The sequence below is a fragment of the Shewanella sp. ENK2 genome, from assembly GCF_043568515.1.
Lineage (GTDB): Bacteria > Pseudomonadota > Gammaproteobacteria > Enterobacterales > Shewanellaceae > Shewanella > Shewanella japonica.
The window spans coordinates 3,814,873-3,839,080 of sequence record NZ_CP171406.1; the positions used below are offsets into that span (position 1 = coordinate 3,814,873).

The 24,208-nt window shown below is 41.2% G+C and carries 14 protein-coding genes and 2 pseudogenes; 10 read left to right on the forward strand and 6 right to left on the reverse strand.

What is annotated here, in order from left to right; all coding sequences use genetic code 11:
- The first annotated feature begins 102 nt into the window (after positions 1-102).
- From ACGEDC_RS16755 to ACGEDC_RS16765, 3 genes are read left to right on the forward strand one after another with little or no spacing between them, the layout of a single operon-like run.
- Positions 103-1,881, forward strand: coding sequence for an ABC transporter substrate-binding protein (locus ACGEDC_RS16755; RefSeq protein ID WP_394494588.1), 1,779 nt, complete (start codon positions 103-105; stop codon positions 1,879-1,881).
- Positions 1,871-2,182, forward strand: coding sequence for a hypothetical protein (locus tag ACGEDC_RS16760; protein WP_394494590.1), 312 nt, complete (start codon positions 1,871-1,873; stop codon positions 2,180-2,182). The genes ACGEDC_RS16755 and ACGEDC_RS16760 overlap by 11 nt, the downstream gene beginning before the upstream one ends.
- Positions 2,167-2,595 carry a hypothetical protein gene (locus tag ACGEDC_RS16765; protein WP_394494592.1) on the forward strand — a complete coding sequence of 143 codons (429 nt, stop codon included), beginning with the start codon at positions 2,167-2,169 and terminating at the stop codon, positions 2,593-2,595. The genes ACGEDC_RS16760 and ACGEDC_RS16765 overlap by 16 nt, the downstream gene beginning before the upstream one ends.
- A 26-nt stretch (positions 2,596-2,621) precedes the next feature.
- Here ACGEDC_RS16765 and ACGEDC_RS16770 read toward each other — a convergent pair whose 3' ends face one another.
- Positions 2,622-3,023, reverse strand: coding sequence for a hypothetical protein (locus tag ACGEDC_RS16770; protein ID WP_394494594.1), 402 nt, complete (start codon positions 3,021-3,023; stop codon positions 2,622-2,624).
- A gap of 444 nt (positions 3,024-3,467) precedes the next feature.
- On the opposite strand from ACGEDC_RS16770, the gene ACGEDC_RS16775 reads away from it, so the two are divergent.
- Positions 3,468-3,773: a hypothetical protein gene (locus tag ACGEDC_RS16775; protein WP_055023836.1), complete on the forward strand. Its 306-nt coding sequence runs from the start codon at positions 3,468-3,470 to the stop codon at positions 3,771-3,773.
- A gap of 12 nt (positions 3,774-3,785) precedes the next feature.
- Here ACGEDC_RS16775 and ACGEDC_RS16780 read toward each other — a convergent pair whose 3' ends face one another.
- On the reverse strand, positions 3,786-4,808 hold the full coding sequence (locus ACGEDC_RS16780) for a D-alanine--D-alanine ligase (RefSeq protein ID WP_394494596.1): 1,023 nt from the start codon (positions 4,806-4,808) through the stop codon (positions 3,786-3,788).
- A gap of 222 nt (positions 4,809-5,030) precedes the next feature.
- Complete coding sequence (locus ACGEDC_RS16785; protein WP_394494598.1) at positions 5,031-6,116, reverse strand: acyltransferase family protein; 1,086 nt, start codon at positions 6,114-6,116, stop codon at positions 5,031-5,033.
- A 246-nt stretch (positions 6,117-6,362) separates the two neighbouring features.
- Here ACGEDC_RS16785 and ACGEDC_RS16790 point away from each other — a divergent pair.
- The 6 genes and pseudogenes from ACGEDC_RS16790 (at position 6,363) to ACGEDC_RS16815 (ending at position 14,550) form a co-directional block, all read left to right on the forward strand.
- Positions 6,363-7,039, forward strand: a pseudogene (locus ACGEDC_RS16790) (GntR family transcriptional regulator).
- A 64-nt stretch (positions 7,040-7,103) separates the two neighbouring features.
- Entirely contained in the window at positions 7,104-7,982 is an 879-nt protein-coding gene (gene prpB / locus ACGEDC_RS16795) for a methylisocitrate lyase (protein ID WP_055023832.1), read from the forward strand.
- Positions 7,983-8,143: 161 nt separating this feature from the next.
- Positions 8,144-9,268, forward strand: a complete 1,125-nt coding sequence (gene prpC / locus ACGEDC_RS16800) for a bifunctional 2-methylcitrate synthase/citrate synthase (RefSeq protein ID WP_394494601.1) — start codon at positions 8,144-8,146, stop codon at positions 9,266-9,268.
- 111 nt (positions 9,269-9,379) lie between these two features.
- The gene (gene acnD, locus ACGEDC_RS16805) at positions 9,380-11,992 is read left to right on the forward strand and encodes a Fe/S-dependent 2-methylisocitrate dehydratase AcnD (protein WP_394494603.1); all 2,613 of its coding nucleotides are present in this window, start codon (positions 9,380-9,382) and stop codon (positions 11,990-11,992) included.
- Between the two features lie 112 nt (positions 11,993-12,104).
- Entirely contained in the window at positions 12,105-13,322 is a 1,218-nt protein-coding gene (prpF, locus tag ACGEDC_RS16810) for a 2-methylaconitate cis-trans isomerase PrpF (RefSeq protein WP_394494605.1), read from the forward strand.
- A gap of 346 nt (positions 13,323-13,668) precedes the next feature.
- On the forward strand, positions 13,669-14,550 hold the full coding sequence (locus ACGEDC_RS16815; RefSeq protein WP_394498379.1) for a DMT family transporter: 882 nt from the start codon (positions 13,669-13,671) through the stop codon (positions 14,548-14,550).
- Positions 14,551-14,652: 102 nt separating this feature from the next.
- On the opposite strand, the gene recD is transcribed toward ACGEDC_RS16815, so the two are convergent.
- The 3 genes and pseudogenes from recD to recC all read right to left on the reverse strand — a co-directional run bounded on the left by recD (position 14,653) and on the right by recC (position 24,188).
- Positions 14,653-16,746, reverse strand: coding sequence for an exodeoxyribonuclease V subunit alpha (gene recD, locus ACGEDC_RS16820; RefSeq protein ID WP_394494607.1), 2,094 nt, complete (start codon positions 16,744-16,746; stop codon positions 14,653-14,655).
- Positions 16,743-20,546: an exodeoxyribonuclease V subunit beta gene (gene recB / locus ACGEDC_RS16825; RefSeq protein WP_394494609.1), complete on the reverse strand. Its 3,804-nt coding sequence runs from the start codon at positions 20,544-20,546 to the stop codon at positions 16,743-16,745. Before recB ends, recD begins: the two co-directional genes overlap by 4 nt.
- Positions 20,546-24,188: pseudogene (recC, locus tag ACGEDC_RS16830) on the reverse strand (exodeoxyribonuclease V subunit gamma). The gene recB and the pseudogene recC overlap by 1 nt, the downstream one beginning before the upstream one ends.
- Between the last annotated feature and the right edge of the window lie 20 nt (positions 24,189-24,208).

The window sequence follows — 24,208 nt, forward strand, 5'->3', positions numbered from 1 at the left end:
CCTTCTATTTTTGACATCAATAACTGAAGAGGAAGCATGCAAAGAAACATTTCTCGATCCTCCTTTAAATGGTTAATTAGCCTGTTGGGTTTATTAGCTCTGATGTCAATTACCCCTTTGTATGCTGAGTCTCAAGTAAACCTATTAGCGTTAATTGAGGGGACAGAAGAAAAACCTGTTACTCCTGTTCAACTTCAGACTGACTTATCTGAGCTAACAAGCAATACTGCCAGTAGTCATGTTGCAAATGACACGCTGAACTTTAAATCTCTCACTTGGCTCGAATCTGAGTTCCAACCATCAACATTATCAATCGAACAGCAAAAACGAGAATTATTGTGGTTTAGAGATACTGCTGCGCCGTTTAAGGGCAAGACAATACGTGTCATCTCAGAACGTATTAAAACTCATCAATATGAATCTAATGTATTAGCAAAAGCGTTTTATGACATTACGGGTATTCATGTCATCCATGAGTTAACTAATGAAGATGATGTGATTAAGAAGCTATCTGCTCAGCTAATGACTGGTCAGCGTCTGTATGATGCCTATATTAGTGACAGTGATTTAATTGGTAGTCATTTCCGACAGCAAAATATTAAGTCTGTCACTGAATTAATGAACGATCACGCTGCGAAGTATACTCTGCCGACTCTTGCACTGAATGATTTCATTGGGCTGGCATTTACCACAGGCCCTGATGGTAAAATTTATCAATTACCAGATCAGCAGTTTGCCAACTTATATTGGTACCGCAGTGACTGGTTTGCAGATCCAACTTATCAAGCATTATTCGAATCCAAATACGGTTATAAATTGGGTGTTCCACAAAATTGGCAGGCCTATGAAGATATTGCTAATTTTTTTACCCATGATATTCATTCTATTGATGGAGTGAAGGTTTATGGCCACATGGATTACGGTAAATCAGATCCATCTCTAGGTTGGCGTATGTCGGATGCGTGGCTTTCTATGGCAGGGGTGGGTGATAAAGGCCTGCCTAATGGATTACCTGTGGATGAGTGGGGGATCAGAGTTGAAGATTGCCATCCAGTTGGTGCAAGTATTGAACGAGGTGGCGCCCTAAATAGCCCAGCAGCTATTTATGCGGTCGAAAAATACAAAGATTGGTTAATAGAGTATGCACCGCCTGAAGCGCAGCAATTGACGTTTTCAGAATCTGGAGATTGGGCGGCAAAAGGCAATATTGCTCAACAAATATTTTGGTACACCGCATTTGTATCTGATTTCACCCAAGCAGGTTTACCTGTGATGAATCAAGATGGCACGCCCAAATGGCGAGTTGCACCATCACCGGTAGGGAAGTATTGGCAACAAGGTATGAAGTCTGGCTATCAAGATACTGGAGCTTGGACATTTTTAAATCATACACCAAAAGAGCAACAACTCGCGGCGTGGTTATATGCGCAATTTGTTGTATCTAAAACGGTATCATTAAGAAAAACAATTGTTGGGTCAACACCAATCCGTCAATCAGATATTGATTCTGATTATATGACTGATAAGGCAAAGTATTTAGGCGGGCTCGTTGAGTTTTATCGTAGTCAAGCACGCAATGTGTGGACTCCAACGGGAACCAATGTTCCTGACTATCCTGGGATGGCAGGTTACTGGTGGCAAGCCGTAAGTCACATTTTGACGGGCGAAGTCAGTGTTGTCCAAGGCATGAATAACTTAGCTGAAAAAGTTGATGAGCATCTTATTAAGCTCCAATCAAGCAAGATGACATGTGGTCCTAAAGTGAACCCTAAAGTCTCACCTTCTTTCTGGCTAAATCAACCAGGCTCCCCGAAACCAGTCAAGGAAACATCAGTAAAAGGTAAAACCTTACCGTTTGAGGAGGCAATCAATGTTTGGTAGAAAAACATGTGTTTTACTTTCATTATTGTTCTGTTTTCCTAAATGGGTCGATGCAGAAGAGATTACCATTTATACCTATCAACACCTACCTTATGCAGAGCAAACCGATACTACTCATAAAGGTATGATTATAGAAATCATTGATGAATTATTCTCTCGGGCAGATATTGACTATAAGATTATTTTCAATCCTTTGAAAAGAGGGTTGACCATGACGTCACGCAGCCAAGGTGTTTGTGTGTTACCCATTGATAGAACCCAGCAAGAGAGAGTGAGTTTCGCTGGGTGGGACCAATATTAATTTCACGTTACGGTTTGTTTAGTGCCAAGGATAAATCCTTACCATTAATTACCTTACAAGATGCAAAACCCTATTCAATAGGCACCTTTTTAGGAAGTGGGATTGGAGAATACTTAACGTCTTTTGAATATCAAGTACAACTGACCAACGATGATAATCTCAATATTAAAAAGCTACAAAGAGATAGGATTCAACTTTGGGCATCTGAAATCATTAGTGCCAAAACCATTATGGATCAATCTAAAGTGCAATTGGGTGAGCCTGAATTGATTTTTTATACTGCACTGAGAGCTATGGCGTGTAATCGAGAGTTAGAAGAGTCAAAGCATGATGCATTAGTTGAGGCACTGAATTCAATGTATCAAGATGGTTTTATGGTGAGGATTAATGAAGCCTACGGTGCTTCCTTGTAGGTAGGCTAATACAATATTTTAAAGTTTTAGCGATTGTATGTATAAGTGGATTTTCCAAAGTTTGCCATTAATTGCTGATGAAGGTTAACTTTTCTAACAGGTACTAGTAATAGCTCATGGTTTTGTTCAACAACTTCCATAGGTTGTATGGATAACTTTAATTTATCTGAATTACTTTCTGGTGAAAAAGAAATCTTATTACCTATGTTTGACCAAGTTCCTTGTGAATAACTTGTAACTCCAGCCACTCCTTCTATAGTAGATTCGTAGCGACCATTCTCATGTAAAATCAGGTTAGTTTGGTTGCCGAAACCATCATCGTTGAAGTATTGTCCAGCGACATTAGAAGTTGTGATATCACTGAAATGGTTATTAGAGCTGCATCCTGCTAGAGCCAACAACATAATCACAAAGAGTTGTTTGAGCATTTGTTTATTCCTATTAATGTAATCTTATGTTTAATAATATGCTTTGAATGTGAAAACTTTACTACTAAAGTAGCAACCTCAATAATCTTATTACAGTACGTTTAAATCAACCCTTTTAGTCATTAATTTGACAATAATGTGATAATTGACGCAGATATATGACCAGTAATTACATAAATCAAAATTTTTAAAGGCCTATTATTAATAAATAACAATGGGATATCGGATGAATTGGTTGAACATTTCGGCATTAACCCATTAAGCGTAGTGTCACTGAACTTGAAATGATTGAGCACTAAAGTATTACTCTTATGTCCTTTTAGTCTATAAATTGTCTGCTTTCAAAACAACATTTCCATAACAAACTATACTTTGACTATTCAGCTAGCTCTCAACGGATGAGATATCCGCTGAAATATATTTGGGCTTTGTTTGGAGGTGACTATGTCGATGGTAAGTTCTAAAGACTTTGCTAATTGGCTTAAATTACAATTTGAGCAGTTGGAAACTGGGGTGAGTTTAACCCGCGAAGATATTAATCAATTAACTGGGAGACAAAATTTTTCTTTGGTGTTTGTTCACGATATACATTATGAGTTAATGCAGCATGGCATTGCCTTTGTGACTGATACCTATAGAGAACATTTTTACATGGTGAAAGTTCAAGAGAACCCATGGCGCGATGAATTGGAAAATGCTGGCCAACAGCAAACATTCTCCAATATTATTTCGATTAATATGTCCCGCTAACAGTTAATCAAATTAACGAATGGTATTAAGAGATGTTAACTGCGTTTCAATATTGCCAACGAGATAGTCGGTAAAATTTTCACCATGATTTTGCATCATTTTTGGAAACATTGAGATGGGTGTAGAACCAGGGAAGGTATTAATTTCATTTAATAAAATTTCACCGTCATCAGTTAAGAAGAAGTCAATTCTCGACAAATGACGTAACTTCATACCTGTAAATGCTTTTAAGGCGTAATCTCTGATCTTATCGATATTTTGTTGTGATAAATTTCCTGCAACTACATCAGTTCGAGCTTTGCTTGAAGCATTGTATTTTTCATCGAAAGTATAAAAAGTATTGTCGGCGCATATAATTTCGCCTGGTAACGTGGCGATGACGTTACCTTGATATTCATATACTGCGACTTCTAACTCGCGAGCTATGATGGTTTTTTCAACCACAACTGAAGGTGCAAAACTAAATGCATCTTTTAACACTTGTGCTATTTGCTCTTGGCTATCGACTTTGTAACACCCAACAGATGAGCCTTGGGAAGCTGCTTTTACAAACACTGAGCCCCATTTAGATAGTGCTGCTTGGGTTTGCTCAATAGCTGATTGATTATAGTCATTCAAAAAAATGTAAGGCGTGTTCGGGATGCCCAGTGCACTAAACCACATTTTGGCGGTGATTTTATTAAAACAATTACTCGATGCTTCTGACTCACAACCAAAGTAAGGTAATTGAATTAAGTTAAAATAAGATTGAATATCGCCAGTTTCACCAGGGAAACCATGAATACAAGGAATGACGTAATCCACTGCCCATGGCGCTTTGACATCATTATCAAATCGTACTTCACACCGATTAGTTAATTCACAACTATTACCTTCATTATCAAAATAATGACCGCTGCTATCTAACTCAACTCTTAACAGATTGATTTTATTAGATTGCAATAATGACGATTCAAAAAAGTTAGCCGATAACACAGATACATCATGTTCAGCGCTGCCACCACCACAAATAAGGAGAACGTTAAAAGTCGTCATAATGCCTCGTGAAGAAATAGTCGTTACCAGTTTAATAGGTTCATGATAATGAACTGGCAAGGTTCAACGCAAGAAAGGTTTGTGGTAACTGCTTATCTATTCATCAATAAGCATTATTAATTTTTAATCAAACTAATACGTTAAGCAAATTTACATAAAAAAGCCTTATTACTGTGAATAAGGCTTTGTGTTTTTAAACGATTAGTGTTGGTTTACATAGCATTACCAGCCAATTAAATAACGACTTTTTTTGCTGAGCACCTTTTTAAGGGCAACAGCAATAAAGTAAGAAATGAAGATAACGCCCATGGTCACAATCAAGGTTGTGAGAATGTTTCCTTGTCCATTAAAACCAAATAAGTCGGGGCTTTCGTAAATCATCCACCAAGGTGTTGTGAGCCAGGGGTGAATAAAGTAAATCGCAAAACTGACTTCGGCGAGTTTTTGCAGTGGCTTAATACTAATATGTTCAAATTTATTTAAAATCGCTAAAATGACCAAGGTAAGTAGTATTTTTTGCGGCAACATTAAGTCCGGCACAGTGAACTCAAACGCGGCTTTATTTAATACCCCAGCGCCAAACCAGTAGGCTTGACCGACAGCTAGCAAGATGGCTAATACCAACATCACTAACCAGTATTTATCGATAAACGGAAATAGCTTATCTCGGTGTGCCGATCCCCAAACACCAAACAGATATACAGGTAAAAAGTAAAACAACGACTGAATTGCATTAAGGTTCGATTCGGGTCGATGAATAATCATCGCAATAATAAAGAGGGGAATCGCGACGATTAACACATGCTGACGTTTAATCAAATGCATCACCCAAGGTGAAAGCGCAAATAGCATCATTCCCATAGGGATATACCAATAAGCAGTTAACGTTCTGCCTGTTATAACGTACCAACTTGCAGCTACGGCTGGTTTGTCTATATCGGCATATAAAACATGCAAAGCAGGATCTGTTCCTGCAGTTATGTGCCAAATAATCCAAGGGAAAGATAAAAGTAGATAAGGAACAAATACAAACTTGGTCTTGCTCTTCATGTATTTTTTATAGTCCCAGCGATGGTAAAACACGTGATGAAACAAAAAGCCTGAGATAAAGACAAAAAAGACTGTGCCATTCATCATTAAGTTGAACCATGCTTTATCCGCTAAAGTCTCCAATTGCCAACCTGCGGGGCGGTAACAATGTGCCATCACAATAAAAATAATCGCAATCCCGCGAAAATGATTAATGCTGTTTAAAAAGCCTTTTTTCTCCGCAGGGTTAACCTTAGGTGTTGCAGCATTAGTTTCCATATTAAGCCTTGATATTATTGTAATTAATTATCGCCCTCGATTGTATTCCTATTGTGCTTATATTGTTAATAAATGACAACATGCTTTCCCATTCTGTTTGAAGTGACTTTTTCTAACAATAAAATGTACCGATTAATTGACGTTAACGTTAGACCTTTGTCGACAATGTGTGGGTTTTATATTGAGTTTACGAACAAATGAGACTATATTGTCGACAATTAGTCGTAATTTGACAGTAGAGTAACGATGACATTTTTCAACGAACAACCCATTACCGCAGCGGACAAAACTTTTTTGAGTTAAGAAAGGATATTGTTGAAGGTGAAATTGCTGCAGGCTCAAAGCTGAGTGAAACGGAATTGTCGACAAACTATCAAGTAAGCCGAGCTGTCATTCGTGAAGCGATTAATCGCTTAGAGTCATGTCATTTGGTTGAACGAAAAGCCAATGTAGGGGCTCGAGTTGTTGCGTTGTCGCCAGAAGGATTACTTGAACTGTATCAAGTACGTGAGTCGCTTGAAGGAATGGCTGCAAGACTTGCCGCAAAAAACATGACTGACGCAGAAATTGCCGACTTGAATGGTTTACTAAATCATCATTTCGACGAAGTTCAATCAGGCGAGTCTTACTATCAAGAAGCGGGAGACGTGGATTTCCACTATCGCATCATTCTAGGTAGCAAAAATAAGCATCTTATTTCAGTACTGATTGATGGTATGTACCACCTTATTCGTATGTATCGAGTGCAATTAGGCATGGCTGGGCCACGGGTGACAACAGCATTTGATGAGCATAAACATATCGTTAAAGCCATTGCGAACCGTGATGAAGAATTAGCTGAAATGCTGATGCGCCGACACATTATGTATTCAAAAGCCAATATCGAAAATAAGCTCGATAACGACAAGCAAAACAATCGCTAGAAAGTATCAATATTTGTGGGCTAATACAGCTCAAGTACAAACAATAACAATAGAGAGGGAAATCATGAGTGCTGGTAAAAAGTTCCGTCAAGCTTTAGTTGACAATAAACCATTACAAATCGTCGGTACCATTAATGCTTATGCTGCCATGATGGCAAAACAAATTGGTCATCAGGCTATTTACCTATCTGGTGGCGGGGTTGCGAATGCATCATACGGTTTACCGGATTTAGGCATGACATCATTAAATGATGTGATAGTTGACGTACAACGAATCACCTCCGCGTGTGATTTACCTTTAATGGTCGACATCGATACGGGATGGGGTGGTGCATTTAATATTGCGAAAACTATCCGTGATATGGAGAAAGCCGGCGCCGCAGCCGTGCATATGGAAGACCAAGTGGCTCAAAAGCGCTGTGGTCATCGTCCAAATAAAGAGATTGTATCAACTGAAGAAATGGTCGACCGAATCAAGGCGGCAGTCGATGCTAGAACCGACCCAGATTTTTTCATCATGGCACGCACAGACTCGTTCGCCCAAGAGGGATTAGAGGCGGCGATTGAACGCGCAAAGGCTTATGTAGCAGCAGGCGCAGACGGTATTTTTGCTGAAGCGGTTAAGACCGAAGCGCATTATCGTGCTTTTTCTGAAGCACTAGATGTGCCTATTTTGGCCAATATTACTGAGTTTGGCCAAACAGAACTGTGGAATAAAGAGCAATTAGGCGAATGGGGCGCAGACATGGTGCTTTACCCATTAAGTGCATTCAGAGCGATGAATAAAGCAGCTGAAACAGTTTATAGCGCTATTTTGACTGATGGCGATCAGAAAGCGGTTGTCGACACGATGCAGACTCGTATGGATTTATACGATTACTTGGGTTATCACGATTACGAGCAAAAGTTAGATAGCTTATTTGCTGAAGGTAAAAACAAGTAATTTTACCCATTTATCTTGACCTGTAAGAATATAATGTTTGCTTAAAAAGTATACAAATCTTGTTTTGGAACAAAGTAAGTTTCTGGTAAATAGATAAATTAGACAAAGCGGCTTAGCCCCTACAGATAACAATTAAAAACATAAAAGAATAGGACATCATTATGGTAGACAAGAAATTAAGTGGCGCAGGACTTCGTGGCCAAAGCGCAGGTGAAACAGCATTATGCACCGTAGGTAAATCGGGTTCAGGGTTGACTTATTGCGGTTACGATGTTGCTGATTTATCTGAAAATGCCACTTTTGAGGAAGTCGCATATTTACTTTTTAACGGTGAATTACCTACGGTAGATCAATTAGCAAGTTACAAAGCGGCGTTAATGGAGCAGCGTGATTTACCACAGGCGTTAAAAGAAGTATTGCAGCGTATTCCAGCCGATGCACACCCAATGGATGTTATGCGTACAGGCAGTTCATTCCTTGGTAATCTTGAACCGGAAGCTGACTTTAGCCAACAAAACACTGCTGCAAATCGCTTGTTAGCAGCCTTTCCTGCAATCATGTGCTATTGGTACAAATTCAGCCATGAAGGCGTTGAGATTGACTGTGTCACTGATGAAGATTCAATTGGCGGTCACTTCTTAAAGTTATTACGTGGCGAGACACCTTCGGAGCAGCACCGTAAAGTGATGGACGTGTCGTTAATTCTTTATGCAGAGCATGAGTTTAATGCATCAACTTTCACAGCACGTGTTTGTGCGTCAACATTATCAGATATGTTCTCGTGTATTACAGGTGCAATTGGTACTTTACGTGGTCCACTGCATGGTGGAGCAAATGAAGCTGCAATGGATATGATCCAAAAGTTCACTTCGCCAGAAGATGCTAAAACACAAATGGCTGGCATGCTTGAACGTAAAGAAAAAATAATGGGCTTTGGACATGCGATTTACCGCACGTCGGATCCACGTAATGTCATCATTAAAGCGTGGTCAGAAAAGTTAGCCCATGAATTTGGTGATACTAGCTTATATGATATTTCTGTTGCCTGTGAAGAGTTCATGTGGGATACCAAAAAACTTTTTTGTAATGCAGATTTCTTCCACGCATCTGCTTATCACTTCATGGGGATCCCAACGAAGTTATTCACGCCAATCTTTGTTTGTTCACGCCTCACAGGCTGGGCTGCACATGTGATGGAGCAACGTTCAAATAACCGTATTATTCGCCCAAGTGCTGATTATACTGGTTCAGAACCTCGCACTGTAACACCGATTGCACAAAGATAATGGTGGAAGGTTAACGTGTTGTCCTTTGACAGCACTTTTGATTTATGCGACACGTTAACCTTTTTACTTTGTTCCAGCTAACGCCATAGTGCGTGGATCATGGAAGCTAACATGAATACCTTATACAGAAAAAACCTTGCAGGCACCCAACTAGATTATTTTGATACTCAAGCTGCGGTAGATGCTATTTCCCCTGGTGCTTTTGCAAAACTACCATACTCATCACGCGTTTACGCTGAAAATTTAGTTAGACGCTGCTCTCCTGAAACCTTAACAGATTCACTTAAACAAATTATTGAACGCAAGCGCGATTTAGATTTTCCTTGGTATCCTGCGCGTGTAGTTTGTCATGATATTTTAGGTCAAACTGCATTAGTGGATTTAGCAGGACTACGCGATGCGATTGCTGAAAAGGGTGGAGACCCATCCAAAGTAAACCCTGTTGTGCCAACGCAGCTTATTGTGGATCACTCTTTAGCTGTCGAGCATGCAGGTTTTGAAAAAGATGCTTTTGAGAAAAATCGTGCTATTGAAGATCGACGTAATGACGATCGATTCCACTTTATTAACTGGACCAAAACGGCCTTTGAAAATATTGATGTTATTCAGCCAGGTAACGGCATTATGCATCAAATTAACCTTGAAAAAATGTCACCAGTTGTGCAATCCCGTGAAGGCGTTGCTTTTCCGGATACACTTGTTGGGACTGATAGTCATACACCGCATGTTGATGCATTAGGTGTTATTGCTATTGGTGTCGGTGGCTTAGAAGCTGAAAGCGTGATGCTGGGTCGTCCATCTTATATGCGTCTACCTGATATTGTGGGTGTCGAGCTTATTGGCGTGCGCCAACCCGGTATTACCGCAACTGATATTGTGCTGGCAATTACTGAGTTTTTACGTGAACAAAAAGTGGTCTCTACTTACCTTGAGTTTTATGGTGAAGGCGCTGAAAATCTCACACTAGGCGATCGCGCGACTATTTCAAACATGACGCCTGAGTTTGGCGCGACAGCCGCGATGTTCTATATCGACGATAAAACGCTCGACTATCTTAGATTAACCGGTCGTGACGCAGAGCAAGTTGAACTGGTTGAAACATATGCAAAAGCCAATGGCTTATGGGCTGATTCACTTAAACATGCTGAATATGAACGGGTTCTGAAATTTGATATTTCGACTGTCGGGCGTAATATCGCTGGGCCTTCAAACCCTCACCGCCGAGTCTCAACGACAGATCTTGCAGCAAAAGGTATCAGTGGCGATGTCGAAAATGAAGCAGGTTTAATGCCTGATGGCGCTTGTATTATTGCAGCTATTACCAGCTGTACTAATACGTCTAACCCTCGTAATGTGATTGCAGCAGGCTTACTTGCTCGCAACGCCAATGCGAAAGGGCTAACGCGTAAACCTTGGGTGAAAACATCATTAGCTCCAGGCTCTAAAGCGGTGCAACTCTACCTTGAAGATGCCAATTTGTTACCAGAACTTGAAGCGCTTGGTTTTGGTATTGTGGGTTTTGCTTGTACAACTTGTAACGGCATGAGTGGCGCACTTGACCCTGTTATCCAGAAAGAAGTGATTGACCGAGACCTATACGCAACAGCCGTATTATCTGGTAACCGCAACTTTGATGGCCGTATTCACCCCTATGCAAAACAAGCGTTTTTGGCATCGCCGCCGCTCGTTGTTGCTTATGCTATCGCTGGGACAATCCGGTTTGATATTGAGAAAGATGTGCTAGGAAAAGACAGCGCAGGTAATGATATTCGCCTGAAAGATTTATGGCCTTCAGATGCTGAAATTGATGAGGTTATTGCTAAAAGTGTTAAACCTGAACAGTTCCGTCAAGTCTATGAGCCAATGTTTGATGTCAAAGTTGAATATGGCACAGGCTCAGCAAAAATTGATCCGCAATATGATTGGCGCCCACAAAGTACTTATATTCGTCGTCCTCCCTATTGGGAAGGGGCATTAGCAGGTGAGCGCACCATGAAAGGAATGCGGCCATTAGCTGTACTTGGCGATAACATCACAACTGACCATTTATCACCTTCAAATGCCATTATGCTCGACAGTGCTGCAGGTGCATACCTTGCTAAAATGGGCCTACCTGAAGTTGACTTTAACTCTTATGCAACGCATCGAGGGGATCACCTTACTGCACAGCGTGCCACCTTTGCTAACCCTAAACTATTTAACGAAATGGTGACGACAATAGGCAAAGATGGCAAGTCAGTAGTTAAGCAGGGCTCATTGGCTCGTATTGAACCTGAAGGACAAGAGTCTCGCATGTGGGAAGCAATTGAAACCTATATGGATCGTAAGCAGCCGTTGATTATTATTGCAGGCGCTGATTACGGCCAAGGGTCTAGTCGTGACTGGGCGGCAAAAGGTGTGCGCCTTGCTGGTGTTGAAGTTATTGTTGCTGAAGGGTTTGAGCGTATTCATCGCACTAACTTAGTGGGCATGGGTGTATTACCACTTGAATTCACCCAAGGTGACAATCGTCATACTTATCACATTGATGGCACTGAAACCTATGATGTTGTTGGTGAGCGAACTCCTGGCGCTGCGCTTGAACTCATCATCACACGTGCCAATGGTGAGCAAGTGACTGTTGCTGTGAAGTGTCGTTTAGATACGGCTGAAGAAGTGTCTATTTACGAGGCGGGCGGGATATTACAACGCTTTGCTAAGGACTTCTTAGAGGCAACTCATTAACGCTAACATGTCACTACCTCTTAGTGTTGACATATAGCTTTAACATTAGCTGATTAAAGCATTAACTGATTAACGTTTGCTTTATTTCAGCTAATTCATCTTAGGATAAAAGATGTCTACTATTGCACAAATTAAAATTCCGGCAACTTATATGCGCGGGGGGACCAGTAAAGGTGTTTTCTTTAACCTCACTGATTTACCCCAAGTGGCTCAAGTTGCAGGTCAAGCCCGCGATAACTTATTACTGCGAGTCATCGGCAGTCCAGATCCTTACGGCAAGCAAACTGATGGTATGGGCGGCGCAACATCCAGTACCAGTAAAACGGTTATCTTGTCTAAGAGTGAGCAAGCTGATCATGATGTTGATTACTTATTTGGCCAAGTTGCCATTGATAAACCCTTTGTTGATTGGAGCGGTAACTGCGGAAACTTAACCGCAGCCGTTGGATCATTCGCCATTTCAAATGGTTTGGTTGATAAGAGTCGTATACCTCAAAACGGTATTGCCGTGGTGAGAATATGGCAGGCTAATATCAGTAAAACCATCATCGCCCATGTACCTATGGTTAACGGTGAAGTACAAGAGACTGGCGACTTTGAGCTTGACGGTGTGACGTTTCCGGCTGCTGAAGTCTTGGTGGACTTTCTTGCCCCAGCTGATGCAGATGCAGCAATGTTTCCAACTGGGAATGTCGTTGATGAATTAGTTTTGCCACAATCAATTGCTGAGTTTAGCGCTAAAGGAATCTCATCTGCTAATTCATCCATTAAGGCAACGATGATCAATGCTGGTATTCCTACCATTTTTATTAATGCTGCTGATATCGGTTATGTAGGTAATGAGCTACAAGATGCGATAAACAATGATGAAGGGGCGCTCGCTTTTTTCGAGATGCTTCGTGCCCATGGCGCAGTAAAAATGGGCTTGATTGACCATATCGATGAGGCTCAAGCAAGACAACATACGCCTAAAATAGCCTTTGTATCTCCACCTAGCGATTACACGTCGTCTAGCGGAAAAGCGATCAGTGCAGCGGATATTGATCTGCAGGTAAGGGCATTATCTATGGGGAAGTTGCACCATGCGATGATGGGCACCGCTGCTGTTGCAATCGGTACCGCGGCGGCAGTGGAAGGTACATTGGTTAATTTAGCTGCTGGCGGGAAACCGCGAACTTCAGTGGTGTTTGGTCATCCTTCAGGTACGTTAAAAGTTGGTGCACAGGCCAGTGAAGATAATGGGAACTGGCAAGTTGATAAAGCCAGTATGAGCCGAAGTGCACGGGTGTTAATGGAAGGTTGGGTACGCATACCAGGTGATAGTTTTTAGCGCCACGCTTTTTGGCTCTATGGTGGACTTCATACTCAATAAAAGGCTTATAACGGAATCTGTTGTAAGCCTTTTTAATACCTATTTTAAGCATGGCACATTACATCGTGATGGAGAAAGCGCTTTAATCTATTAAAGTCATCTAAATAATATTTATTAGTGCTTTTACTATAGGTGAAATATAGCTAAAACTAATGCGGATAATCTTATCTATATATTCTAATTTATATGATAAGTATCTATACAAAATAACTTACGATTTAAGGTGGTTGCAATTTCTCAGTCAACTTTACGCTCATCGACGTCTAAAGCTACCGATTCTCTTTTAAAGACTTGTTTGTTAACCGTGCTAGCAATCATTGCCTTTGCGGCTAACTCTGTTTTAAGTCGACTGGCCCTAGCAGAAGAGGCGATAGATGCGGCAAGCTTTACCGCAGTAAGACTGATTACTGGGGCTTTAGTGCTGTTAATCATTGTTAGTGTTAAATCACTCAGTCATGGGCAATCAATTAATCTGTTAAAGGTCGTTAAACCAGTTTCGGGCAGTTGGTTTGCCAGTATTATGTTATTCATTTATGCAGTGACCTTTTCGTATGCGTACATCACTATGGATACTGGCACTGGCGCCCTAATACTTTTTGGTTCAGTGCAATTAACGATGATAGCCATATCGCTTTTATTTGGTACACGTTTATATCTTGCCGAGTGGGTTGGTATTTTGATGGCGTTTTCAGGGTTAATTTATCTTGTGTTACCTGACGTCAGTTCACCGTCATTTAATGGCTTTATTTTGATGACTCTGTCAGGTGTTGCATGGGGAGTTTACACCCTTAAAGGGCGACATTCTCAAGCGCCAATTTTGGATACAGCTTATAACTTTGCTCGTACATTACCTTTGGTTTTAGTGCTAATCATCGTGGCCTTTGATAGATTACATTTTACTTATCAGGGGATAATATTGGCTGCCATAGCTGGTGGGTTAACTTCAGCGATAGGCTACAGTATTTGGTATATTGCGCTAAAGGGGTTAAGCGCTACCCAAGCTGCAGTGATCCAATTATCTGTGCCGATAATTGCTGCAATAGGCGGGGTGATATTTGTGGCAGAGCCGATAACTTATCGTCTAGTGATTTCATCTCTAGTGGTGTTAGGTGGCATTTTGACAGTGGTAATAGGTCGATACTATTCAATAAATACAGCAACTAAAACCACAAACGAGACAAGGTAACCACAATCTAATTAACAAGCAGTCTCTGATGCGATATAGGCTGCTAAATGGGTTTAAATGAAGTTATTCGTGATTAACTATTTCGATATTAACGACTCAGTATTAATGAGTGCCCCATAACCTTATTGCTAAACCTGATGCCCTTGAAGTGACCTGTTGACATGCTTTTTCAAAAACATAAGGCGAGCCTAAACAAATAAAGTGTTCTTTAGCACGAGTAATTGCGGTGTAAACAAGTTCTTTTGTAAGCAATTGCCATTGAGCGTTGCTGGGCTTTTGCGGTAATACAAAAGCCACTTGTTCAAACTCACTGCCTTGGCTTTTATGTACGGTCATCGCAAAGCAGGTGTCGTGGTTAGGTAAACGAGCTGGCTGTACTTTTAATAAGCTACCGTCGGCTTTAACAAAATAAGCCATTAAGCGTTCTGGTTTTTGCTCGTCTTGTAAAATAAGCCCGATATCACCGTTAAATAAGCCTAAGTTGTAATCATTACTTTGAATGATGATTGGGCGACCTAAGTAAAACTCTTGGCTTGGCTTGATCCATTGATTTTCTTTAAGCACATTGGTCATCGCAAGGTTCATCCCATCTACGCCAAACTCGCCTGAACGCATCGCGCATAAAATGCGGTATTGGTTAAAACTGTCGATAATGGCTGTTGGGCTATGTAAGTTTTCCAGCGCCGCTGAGCTAGATTCAAGTTGCGTATAGGCATATTGGTTATCAAGGATCATTTGCAAGTACTGACCATAAGCTGCAACAGATACCTGTAGCAGTTGCAGACTTTGAGTGTTTGCTTGGGTTTTACTCGTGCTTGCTACAGGAGAATGTCCTTGAGTTGTAGCTTGAGCCTGATGTTCAATCCAAGTGAGCTCTTGGTGACCATGCTGCCATTCTCGGCGAATTCCCGCAATATCGACATAATTAACAGCACTCGCTAATAAACCAATACCAGCATCGCCTTTAAACCTGTGGCTGTGCATTAACATACAAAGGTTGTCACCAATCATAGGTTGGGGGTGAACGAATTGGCTGGTGGGTTGATGGGTCAGTTTTTCAAGCAACTGAGCTTGCTCGGCAGAGTAACGCATTTGCCAAGGCTGAGTCGCAGTGTTTGCATTTACTTGATGCTGTTGAAGGCCAGAACAGATATCAGCAAGGACTGCGCCAGCTTCAACAGAGGCTAATTGATCTTGATCGCCCAATAAAATTAGCCGTGCATTTAGTGGTAATGCACTGAGCAATTTATGCATCATGGGTAAGTCCACCATGGACGCTTCATCTACGACTAATAAATCTAATCGCAATGGATTGGCTTTATTATGGCGAAAGGTGTGAGAATTCGGAATCACGCCTAATAACCGGTGCAAAGTCGCTGCTTCTTCAGGAATACGTGTTAGCGCATCTTTAAGCTCTTGTTTACCAGTCTGTTCTACCTGACTTGCTAGCCTTGCTTTTGACGCTTTAATTGATTCACTTAATCTCGCGGCAGCTTTCCCTGTTGGCGCCACTAACTTGATGGTCAATGATGACTGAGTTAATAGCAATAATAATAGTTTGGTGACTGTGGTGGTTTTACCGGTTCCAGGCCCGCCAGTAATTACCGCTAAAGATTTAGTTAATGCGGTTGCTGTAGCCACTTTTTGCCAATTGATGAGAGGTTCATTCGTGTTGTTCTGTTTATTATTTACTTGCTCATCAAACAAATCATTAAGGTAGGCTGGCAGTAACTCAGTATTGGCCACTATGTTGATAGCTGCCATTTGATTAAGCCGTTGAGCAACTTGAGCCTCGAAATGATAGTATTTGTTTAGATACAGGCGTCCATATTCAATGATTAATGGCAAATTATCTTCGGGCTCACCAACACAACTTAGTTGTTTGATTTCATCCTCTAACTGCCCATGATTAATTTTTATTTGGCATGAAGCCAGTTGTTCACATAACGGGTTTTCGAGGTTGATATTACTGATCACTAAACAACTGTGTTGGCTAGACAGTTGCTGGCTTAATAAGGCGCATATAAACAGTAAAAAGGCTTCACCTTGCTGTCTATGACTGGCATCAACATGATTACGCTGCATTTTTACCATTTCTAACGCAAAATGGCGGTCAAGAGGCGTTATAAGACCCTGTTGTTGCCAGTGTTTCAGTAATTGTTGAATGGGGGCTTGTAATTGGAGTATTGAATTCATTTTAGCGACTCCAAATAGGCGTCATCACCTTGTTGAAATAACCTGTCTAATGCGTCAATAAGCGCTTGAGGAGGCTTATCAAAAAAGACGCCAGATTGAGGCTCATGTGGTGTCATTCCACGTAAAAATAGATAGAAGCAACCGCCAATATGTGTATTGTAATCATACTGCGGAAGCCTTAATGCTAAGTAACGGTGCAGCGCTAAGGTGTACAAAATATATTGCAGATTATAACGGTGACTGCTGATGGCTTTTGCCATTGCATGAGTATCGTAATCACTAAAATTTTCACCTAAATGATTCGATTTGTAATCGGCAATATAAAAACGTCCTTGGTACTCGAAGGTTAAATCAATAAAGCCTTTGAGCATGCCTTGTAATTCATCAAACTCAAAGCCAGCATCGTAGCCAAATTGAGATAATATTGTATTTAACCCTTGGGCTTTAAGACGAGTAATTGGTAGATAAAACTCCATTTCAACCAATGTTTGTTTTGGCGTTAGCTCACTTAAGCTAATGATATTTCCATCTGAGTTCAGCAGTTGTTGATCATTGTCGATAAAGCCGGTGAGTAATGGAGTATGCAGTATTTGCTGATACCATTCGGTTAAGGTATTCGTCCATGTCTCTTTATCAAAACCGTATTGCTCCATGGCTTTTTCTAGTGCAGGAGCAAGTTCAATATCGGCTTGGGTGAAGTCAAATAATTCCATTACTAAATGCATAAAGCTACCCGCATTGGCACCACGTTCAAAGGTGAAGCGATTAATGGCATTAGCTTCTGCTTCAGTATCAAATGGGTTGATGTCATTACTGGGTTCAAATGCAACTTGTAGCTCTTGGCTGAAATCTTCATCGTCAGCGCCAGGTGACACTTTCTCATGAGCTAAGTGTTTTACTAAACCTGAATAGCTTCCGACACGCCAAGGCGTATCGTAGTCCCGATTGAGTGTATTGGCAGCTAAGGCTTCTAAAGACGTTTGGCTGTCAACAAATACGGACTCATCGATTTGATTAATTTCAGTGATACTGATTGCACAGCGGTATAGTTCATCATCCGATTCCAGATGCAGTAATTTTTGTGCTTGCTGTTCTAGCTGTTCAAAATCGCAATCTTTGCTGGTGATGCCAAGTAAATAACCGATTGCAGTCTCAAATAATTGACTACTAATGCCTGCTTTTAACATACGGCTGTGATTGGCTATATAGAGATAGCATACATACACAGGGCGGGTTAGGGCGACGTATAACAAGCGTAAATCTTCAGCGAGGTTTTCTTGTTTGTATTGCTCCCAACCTTCTTTGGTGCCTTCTACATCCCAAATGAGTTGATCATCTTGGTGATACAGCATTGGTGTCGGCTTTCTGCGATTGTCACGGGCTAAACTGATAAAAGGCACAAAACAAACAGGGTACTCAAGGCCTTTACTCTTATGAATCGTGACAATTTGAACAAGATTCTGCTCACTTTCTAATCTTAACTGTTGCTCATCACTGCCTTGAGCTTCAATTAATTGTTGCTCAAACCAATTAATCAGTGCGCTACTGCCATCAAGTTCTGTGGCTTTTTGCTGCAATAACTCAGAGAGATGACGAAAATCGGTTAAGCGTCGCTCACCACTTTCATGAAGTTGACTGATATCATTCTTTGACTCAATTTTGTTGTCAATTTTTGCATGACTATGACTTTGAGACAAAAAGCGTCGAATAAGCTGAGTTTCATTAGCCAATGATAACAGTGCAGGCATGATCCCATGCCTAGACCATAATTGGTACCATTGTGCGAAGGTGTCTAATAAGGTCTGTCGCTGCTCTTCATCTTGATTGAACTGATGAATTTGCAAGGCGTTATAACCCATGAGTTCAGTCGCCATTGCGGCTCGCAAACAGCGTTCATCTTTTGGTGTGGCAAGGGCTCGCAGAATGATAGCGAGTTCAAAAGCTTCTTGGGTTTTAAAAACACTATCACGACTTAAAAAAACTGCGCCGATATTACGCTGACTTAATGCCTGCTTCATCACGGCCGCTTCATTTCTGTCTCTCACTAATACAGCAATATCTTTAGCCACGAGTGCTTTACCATTATGGTGGCATTGTCCTGCTTGAGACTCAGTGAGCAGTCGTTTAATTTCACTGGCTGCATCACCTGCGAGTTGTTTTCTAGCGGTGGTTTTGTTTAATCCGCTTTCATTTTCAGATAATAACTTTATTCGAAGAGCTGAGCGGTCATTACTCGCTTCAGTAAGTATTTTTGTATCGGCGCTTTTTGGCGTGTTAACGACATCATAAGGAATCGCATCGCTGATAAAAGGATCATCGTGCTGGCTAAATAATTGATTCACCCCATTAACTAAAGCGGTTGATGAGCGATAATTCGTTTCAAGGTTGTAATGCGATTGAGTTTGTTTTCTTGCACTAATATAAGTATGAATATCGGCACCACGAAAAGCATAAATGGCCTGCTTAGGATCGCCTATCATGAGTAAACTCAGTTTTTCTAGTTGAGTCTGTTGCTGATAAATCGCTGAAAATATCGCAAATTGAAGTGGGTCAGTATCTTGGAATTCATCAATTAATGCCACAGGAAAGCGTGTTGAAATCGCTTTTGCTAATTGCTGTGCAGTTTGTGTATTTGATGCCATTGCCATGTCGTCAGATTCTGGGTCATTTTCTGAGTTAGCTTCTGAGTTAGTTTCGTTAGTGGCTACAGAATGAAGCGCCCCAGCTAAAGTCATCAGTAAGTCATCTGGTGTCATTAAGTTTCGCTGCGCTTTTTGCATAGCAAAACGTAACTTAATACCCTCTTTGGCTTTAACTAAAAAAGCCGGTTTAATTTGGTTAATTAAGTCGAATAAGCGCTCGATATGATCCAATAATGGTGCTTCAGAAGGTGTGGGTATTTCACCGCCTTTATTGAGTTTAAGTCCTGATAATGCCAGCATTTCAAGTTCTTTAATTGGTGGCAAACTCGCGTGTTCAGCACTAGCCCAATGAGTTAGTTTATCGAACATGGCAGCAAGTTTGGGGTAATCATCGGCTTTTTTACCAAACCTTGCGCCGTTTAAAGGCAAGCTGTGTAGTAATTCAAGTTCTGCTTCACTATCTGCTTTCCAGCGCATTTTAAAACGAGATAAGCTTTGACTTAGCTCTGCGGTGAGCTTGTTAAAGTCTTTAGTAACAAGAGAAGTATTGGCTTGGGTTGCACCTAATAATTGCCGTAATTGCTTCGCTAGTTCATCAGGGCTACCAAACTCATTTGCAATGACTTGGGCTAATACTGGCGGTAGTGGGTAACAGGCCTCACGCCAGAAATCTCGAACGGCATGATGTAAAAATTCACTGTCATCCAGAGTAAATTCAGACTCAAACAGTAAAGATGACTCGAATGCCATATCCGATAGAATGCGCTGACAGAAACCATGAATGGTAAAAATGGCTGCTTCATCTAATGATTTTAAGGCTAAATCTAATCGCCTTAATGCCATTGAATGTTCGTCGACAGGCATTTGTTGATAAAGGGCATTGACGAAGGCATCGTCGGTTTCAAGACCAAGAAAGCATTTAAATGCCACTTGAATACGTTTACGAATACGGTCACGAAGTTCTTCTGTTGCCGCATTGGTAAAAGTCACCACTAAAATTTGTTCACAAGTTAATGGCGCTTTGTCTCTATCGCCTAATAACAAGCGTAAGTACAAACCCGATATTGTGTAGGTCTTACCTGTACCAGCACTGGCTTCGATTAAGCTACTGCCTGCAAAAGGTAAAGTGAGCGGGTCAAGCTTAGTGACGTTGGTCATTAGTGGCTGCCCTCTGTGTTAACACTGGTGATCTCGCTAATGTATTCATCTAACTCTGCTAATGTTCCTTTGTGATACACACTCAGCATAGGACTCAATAATTGCATCGCTGTGTGGCCAAACTCAACTTCGGTAAAGTCATCTGGGAATTGAAATAATCGTTTGTTATGGGGATCGTTACCTTCGCCAAATTCTGTTTGCTCATCTATCCATTGGCTTTGAGCTGCTAATAACTTGTCAGCATGCTCGCCTTCGGCTTCAACGTAGGCAAGGGCTGTGCGAGGCATAAAGCATAATGGTTTGTTTTGACCATTAAGGTAACCTTGCACAAATTGCTGTAGCAGTGTCTGGGCTTGAGCCTGCTTTATGGCAGTAAAGGCATGAAAATGACCGATATCTAATAGGTAACTGTTTTTTTCAATGCCAGAAGCATTGATACAAAGATGACGTAAGTACACTCGTAAAAAGTCACGACCATGGGCTGTGCCAGGTCGATAATTAATTTGACCTTTAGGATAAATATTATCGATACGACCGACGACATTGACTTGAATGTTTTGCTGTTGATTCAACGGCATGTGGTTAAAGCACAAATCAACATCAACTTCTCGCGTGTTTTCTTGGTCCGCGGTTAAAAATTGAATTCGACCAATTAATGGAGCGATATCTCGCTGATATTGGTTAAGCAACAAGTCATCAAAAGGACGCATCGGAAGCTCGCCGCTGGCTTTTAATTGGGCGATAAATTCCATATCTGCGTGCTCTAACTGGTTGCTAATCGCACTGTCTAGCAGGGACGATTGCAGTTTATATCGCTCGAGTGAATCTAAGTTAAACGGCTCATCATTATCATCAGCTTGAATACGAAGATTGAAATCTACTTTTAAGCTGCGATTTAAAAAATTGTGCTGGGCTGCGATAAAACCGAAGCAAGGCTGAAAGCTCAAGTGTGTGTCGGCCAATATCTGCATTAGCTACGTCCGCTGTTGCTTGGGCGGGCATTGCTTCTTCAAGCTGCCAATCAATATCGATGGTCTGTTTAGCTGCAATAAAAGGGCGTTGACTTTCTGCGCTGGGATCATGTTGTGGCGGACACCATTGATGATTATAACTTTGCATTAATGATGGCGAGCTATTTGTTGAGTGCTGTTCGCTTGGGGAAAATAACTTTGCGTCGAAAGGCTGTAATGGTTGCTGAATAATTAGATGCTCAATAATGGCGAGGTTTGCGTCATCGTTATTGATATCTCTGCGCTGTTTATTATTCGTGAGTAAACGATAATCCGCAAAATAACAAAGCTGATAATATTCAATTAACTCAGATACTAACATTGACGGAATACGCTCAGCATTATCACGCTCAGAGTGGCCAATGTAACTAATATAAAGTTGTTGTCGAGCTGATAATAAGGCTTCTAAAAATAGGTATCTGTCATCTAAACGACGAGAGCGGTCACCTTTCATTGCGCCGTTATGCGCCATTAAGTCAAAGCCAACAGGGTGTTGAACTCGTGGGTAAACCCCATCATTCATACCAAGTAAACAAACGACTTTAAATGGAATGGAGCGCATTGGCATAAGGGTGCAGAAGTTAACGCTGCCCGCTAGATAACGCTGACCCACACGGGATTCGTTAAGACGATGATTAAACCATTGTTTTAATACTTCAATATCGAGCGAACCTTGATGGCCTGCAGCTTCTAACTCATCCTTTAGGGCGGTGAGCGCTTCGCGAATGGTTTGTACTTGTTCACGTTCGTCATCATCAGCTTCAAAGAATACTTCCAGCAGTTGATAGAGTTGCTCAATACGCTCAAGCGTAGGGCAAGGGGTTGCAAGTTGAAGTTGGTATTCGTCAATGGCTTCTAAAAAGTTAAGTAAAAAGCCTAACGTTTGTGCTGACTGTCCTTCAACCCCTTTAACCAGCAAAGTGTCATGATAAATAGAGGACTCATCATTAAACGCGTAGCCTTGAATTAACCGTGTAATACCAAAAGCCCAAGAGTTTTGATTAAAACCTGGTACACCCTGTTGAACGCGGGTGTGTTCATCACGCCCCCAGCGAACGTTAGCATCATCTAACCAGCGTCTAATAAGCTGTAAACCGTCATCATCGAGTTGAAATTTACGTAAAATGGCTGGCACTTCAAGAATGCTAACAATCTCAGTTAAGCCAAAGCGGCTTTGATTAATATTGAGTAAGTTTAAAAAACTATTGATTAATGGAGACTCTTGCGCAGCGCCTCGGTCAGCAATGGCATAAGGAATATAGCGATTGCCATGTTGTTGCTGACTGTTTCCTGTGCCAAAAACAGCGTCGATGTAGGGGGCGTAAGCGGCCACATCTGGCATCATGATCACAATGTCTTTTGGTAATAAGTCGGCATCATTTGATAATAAATGTAAAAGGTGGTCGTGCAGCGTTTCGACTTCTCGCAATGGACTATGACAGCTGCGCAATGTGATGGAATCGTCGCTTGAATGCAATGTTCTGCGAGCTTCGGTGTTTTGATAAAAATGCGCATCTGGCCCTAATGGCTCACCTAAGGTTTCCATTTGCAAAATATCATATTGCAAACCATGTAGTAGGCTTAACTCATCGGTGGATTGGCTGGGTTCAATATAACAATCATAACTAAAATCAGTATGCTCAGCAGGTAGCGCGAGCATTAAATCCAATAGCTCACGGCCCATTTTGCCGTTGTTCGCTAAGATAGGGTTACCGACTTCAAGTTTTTCTTCCCATTGCTCGCCAAGCTGCTTTTTATTGGCATACTGAAGCGTCATGCGAGCACGGGCTTTCGGGTCAACAATATCCCCCCAGTAATGCTGGCAAGGGCTGAGTGAGAACATAATAACTTCAATACGTTCTGCAAGGTGATATAGCACTTCTAACGTTTGCGGAGGCATAGATGAAATACCAAATACAAATAAACGTTCAGGTAGAGATTCGATTACCGTATTTGGGTTTTGTAGTGCTGTAATTAAATCCTGATGCAAGTTAGCTCTGTGATACAAACTGGCATTAACTTGATGTTGGTTGTATTCAATTAATGCTCGCCACAGTTTAGGTTGCCATAACTGATTATCTTCAAGAGACAAAGGATGCTCATTTTGCTCCCAGCCAAGTATCCAGTGTGGACGGTATACTAAATATTGATCGAATATATCGGCTATTCGACCACATAATTGGTATAGCTTCATCGCATCAAAATGTTGTTGATGTTGAGCATATAAAGGTGAGAGTTCATTGCTAGTCGTAGTGGATTCGACTAGTGTATTCTCTTGCTGCTCAAGGTAAGCTTTTAATGGCGCAAAATCTTCATCCGTTAATAACTTGGGTAACAAGTCCATTAACTTCCACGTCATTGCAGCTTTAGTAAACGCATTGTCTTTTGGAACATCAGGTAAAAGTTCGTGGCATAATTGCCAAGTAAAACTTGAAGGCAATGGGAATGAAAGCGCTGCAGCAATGCCATTGTATTTAGCGACTTCAAGCCTTAACCAAGTCGACATACCTGGGCTTTGTACTAAGATATGTTCACTGGCCAGTAAATGCGTTGAATCAAGTGGAATTGCCAACATTTTAGAAAGTTGTTCCGATAACACTTCCATCTGATTTGATTGAATTAATCTAAGCATAACTGACTCGAAAGCTGATG

Excerpts from the sequence above, each read along its gene's own strand:
- prpF (WP_394494605.1), top strand. The coding sequence starts at position 12,105 with ATGTCTACTATTGCACAAATTAAAATTCCGGCAACTTATATGCGCGGG.
- ACGEDC_RS16770 (WP_394494594.1), bottom strand. The coding sequence starts at position 3,023 with ATGCTCAAACAACTCTTTGTGATTATGTTGTTGGCTCTAGCAGGATGC.
- ACGEDC_RS16775 (WP_055023836.1), top strand. The coding sequence starts at position 3,468 with ATGTCGATGGTAAGTTCTAAAGACTTTGCTAATTGGCTTAAATTACAA.
- ACGEDC_RS16755 (WP_394494588.1), top strand. The coding sequence starts at position 103 with ATGTCAATTACCCCTTTGTATGCTGAGTCTCAAGTAAACCTATTAGCG.
- recB (WP_394494609.1), bottom strand. The coding sequence starts at position 20,546 with ATGACCAACGTCACTAAGCTTGACCCGCTCACTTTACCTTTTGCAGGC.
- acnD (WP_394494603.1), top strand. The coding sequence starts at position 9,380 with ATGAATACCTTATACAGAAAAAACCTTGCAGGCACCCAACTAGATTAT.
- prpC (WP_394494601.1), top strand. The coding sequence starts at position 8,144 with ATGGTAGACAAGAAATTAAGTGGCGCAGGACTTCGTGGCCAAAGCGCA.
- recD (WP_394494607.1), bottom strand. The coding sequence starts at position 16,746 with ATGAATTCAATACTCCAATTACAAGCCCCCATTCAACAATTACTGAAA.
- ACGEDC_RS16780 (WP_394494596.1), bottom strand. The coding sequence starts at position 4,808 with ATGACGACTTTTAACGTTCTCCTTATTTGTGGTGGTGGCAGCGCTGAA.
- ACGEDC_RS16760 (WP_394494590.1), top strand. The coding sequence starts at position 1,871 with ATGTTTGGTAGAAAAACATGTGTTTTACTTTCATTATTGTTCTGTTTT.
- ACGEDC_RS16785 (WP_394494598.1), bottom strand. The coding sequence starts at position 6,116 with ATGGAAACTAATGCTGCAACACCTAAGGTTAACCCTGCGGAGAAAAAA.
- prpB (WP_055023832.1), top strand. The coding sequence starts at position 7,104 with ATGAGTGCTGGTAAAAAGTTCCGTCAAGCTTTAGTTGACAATAAACCA.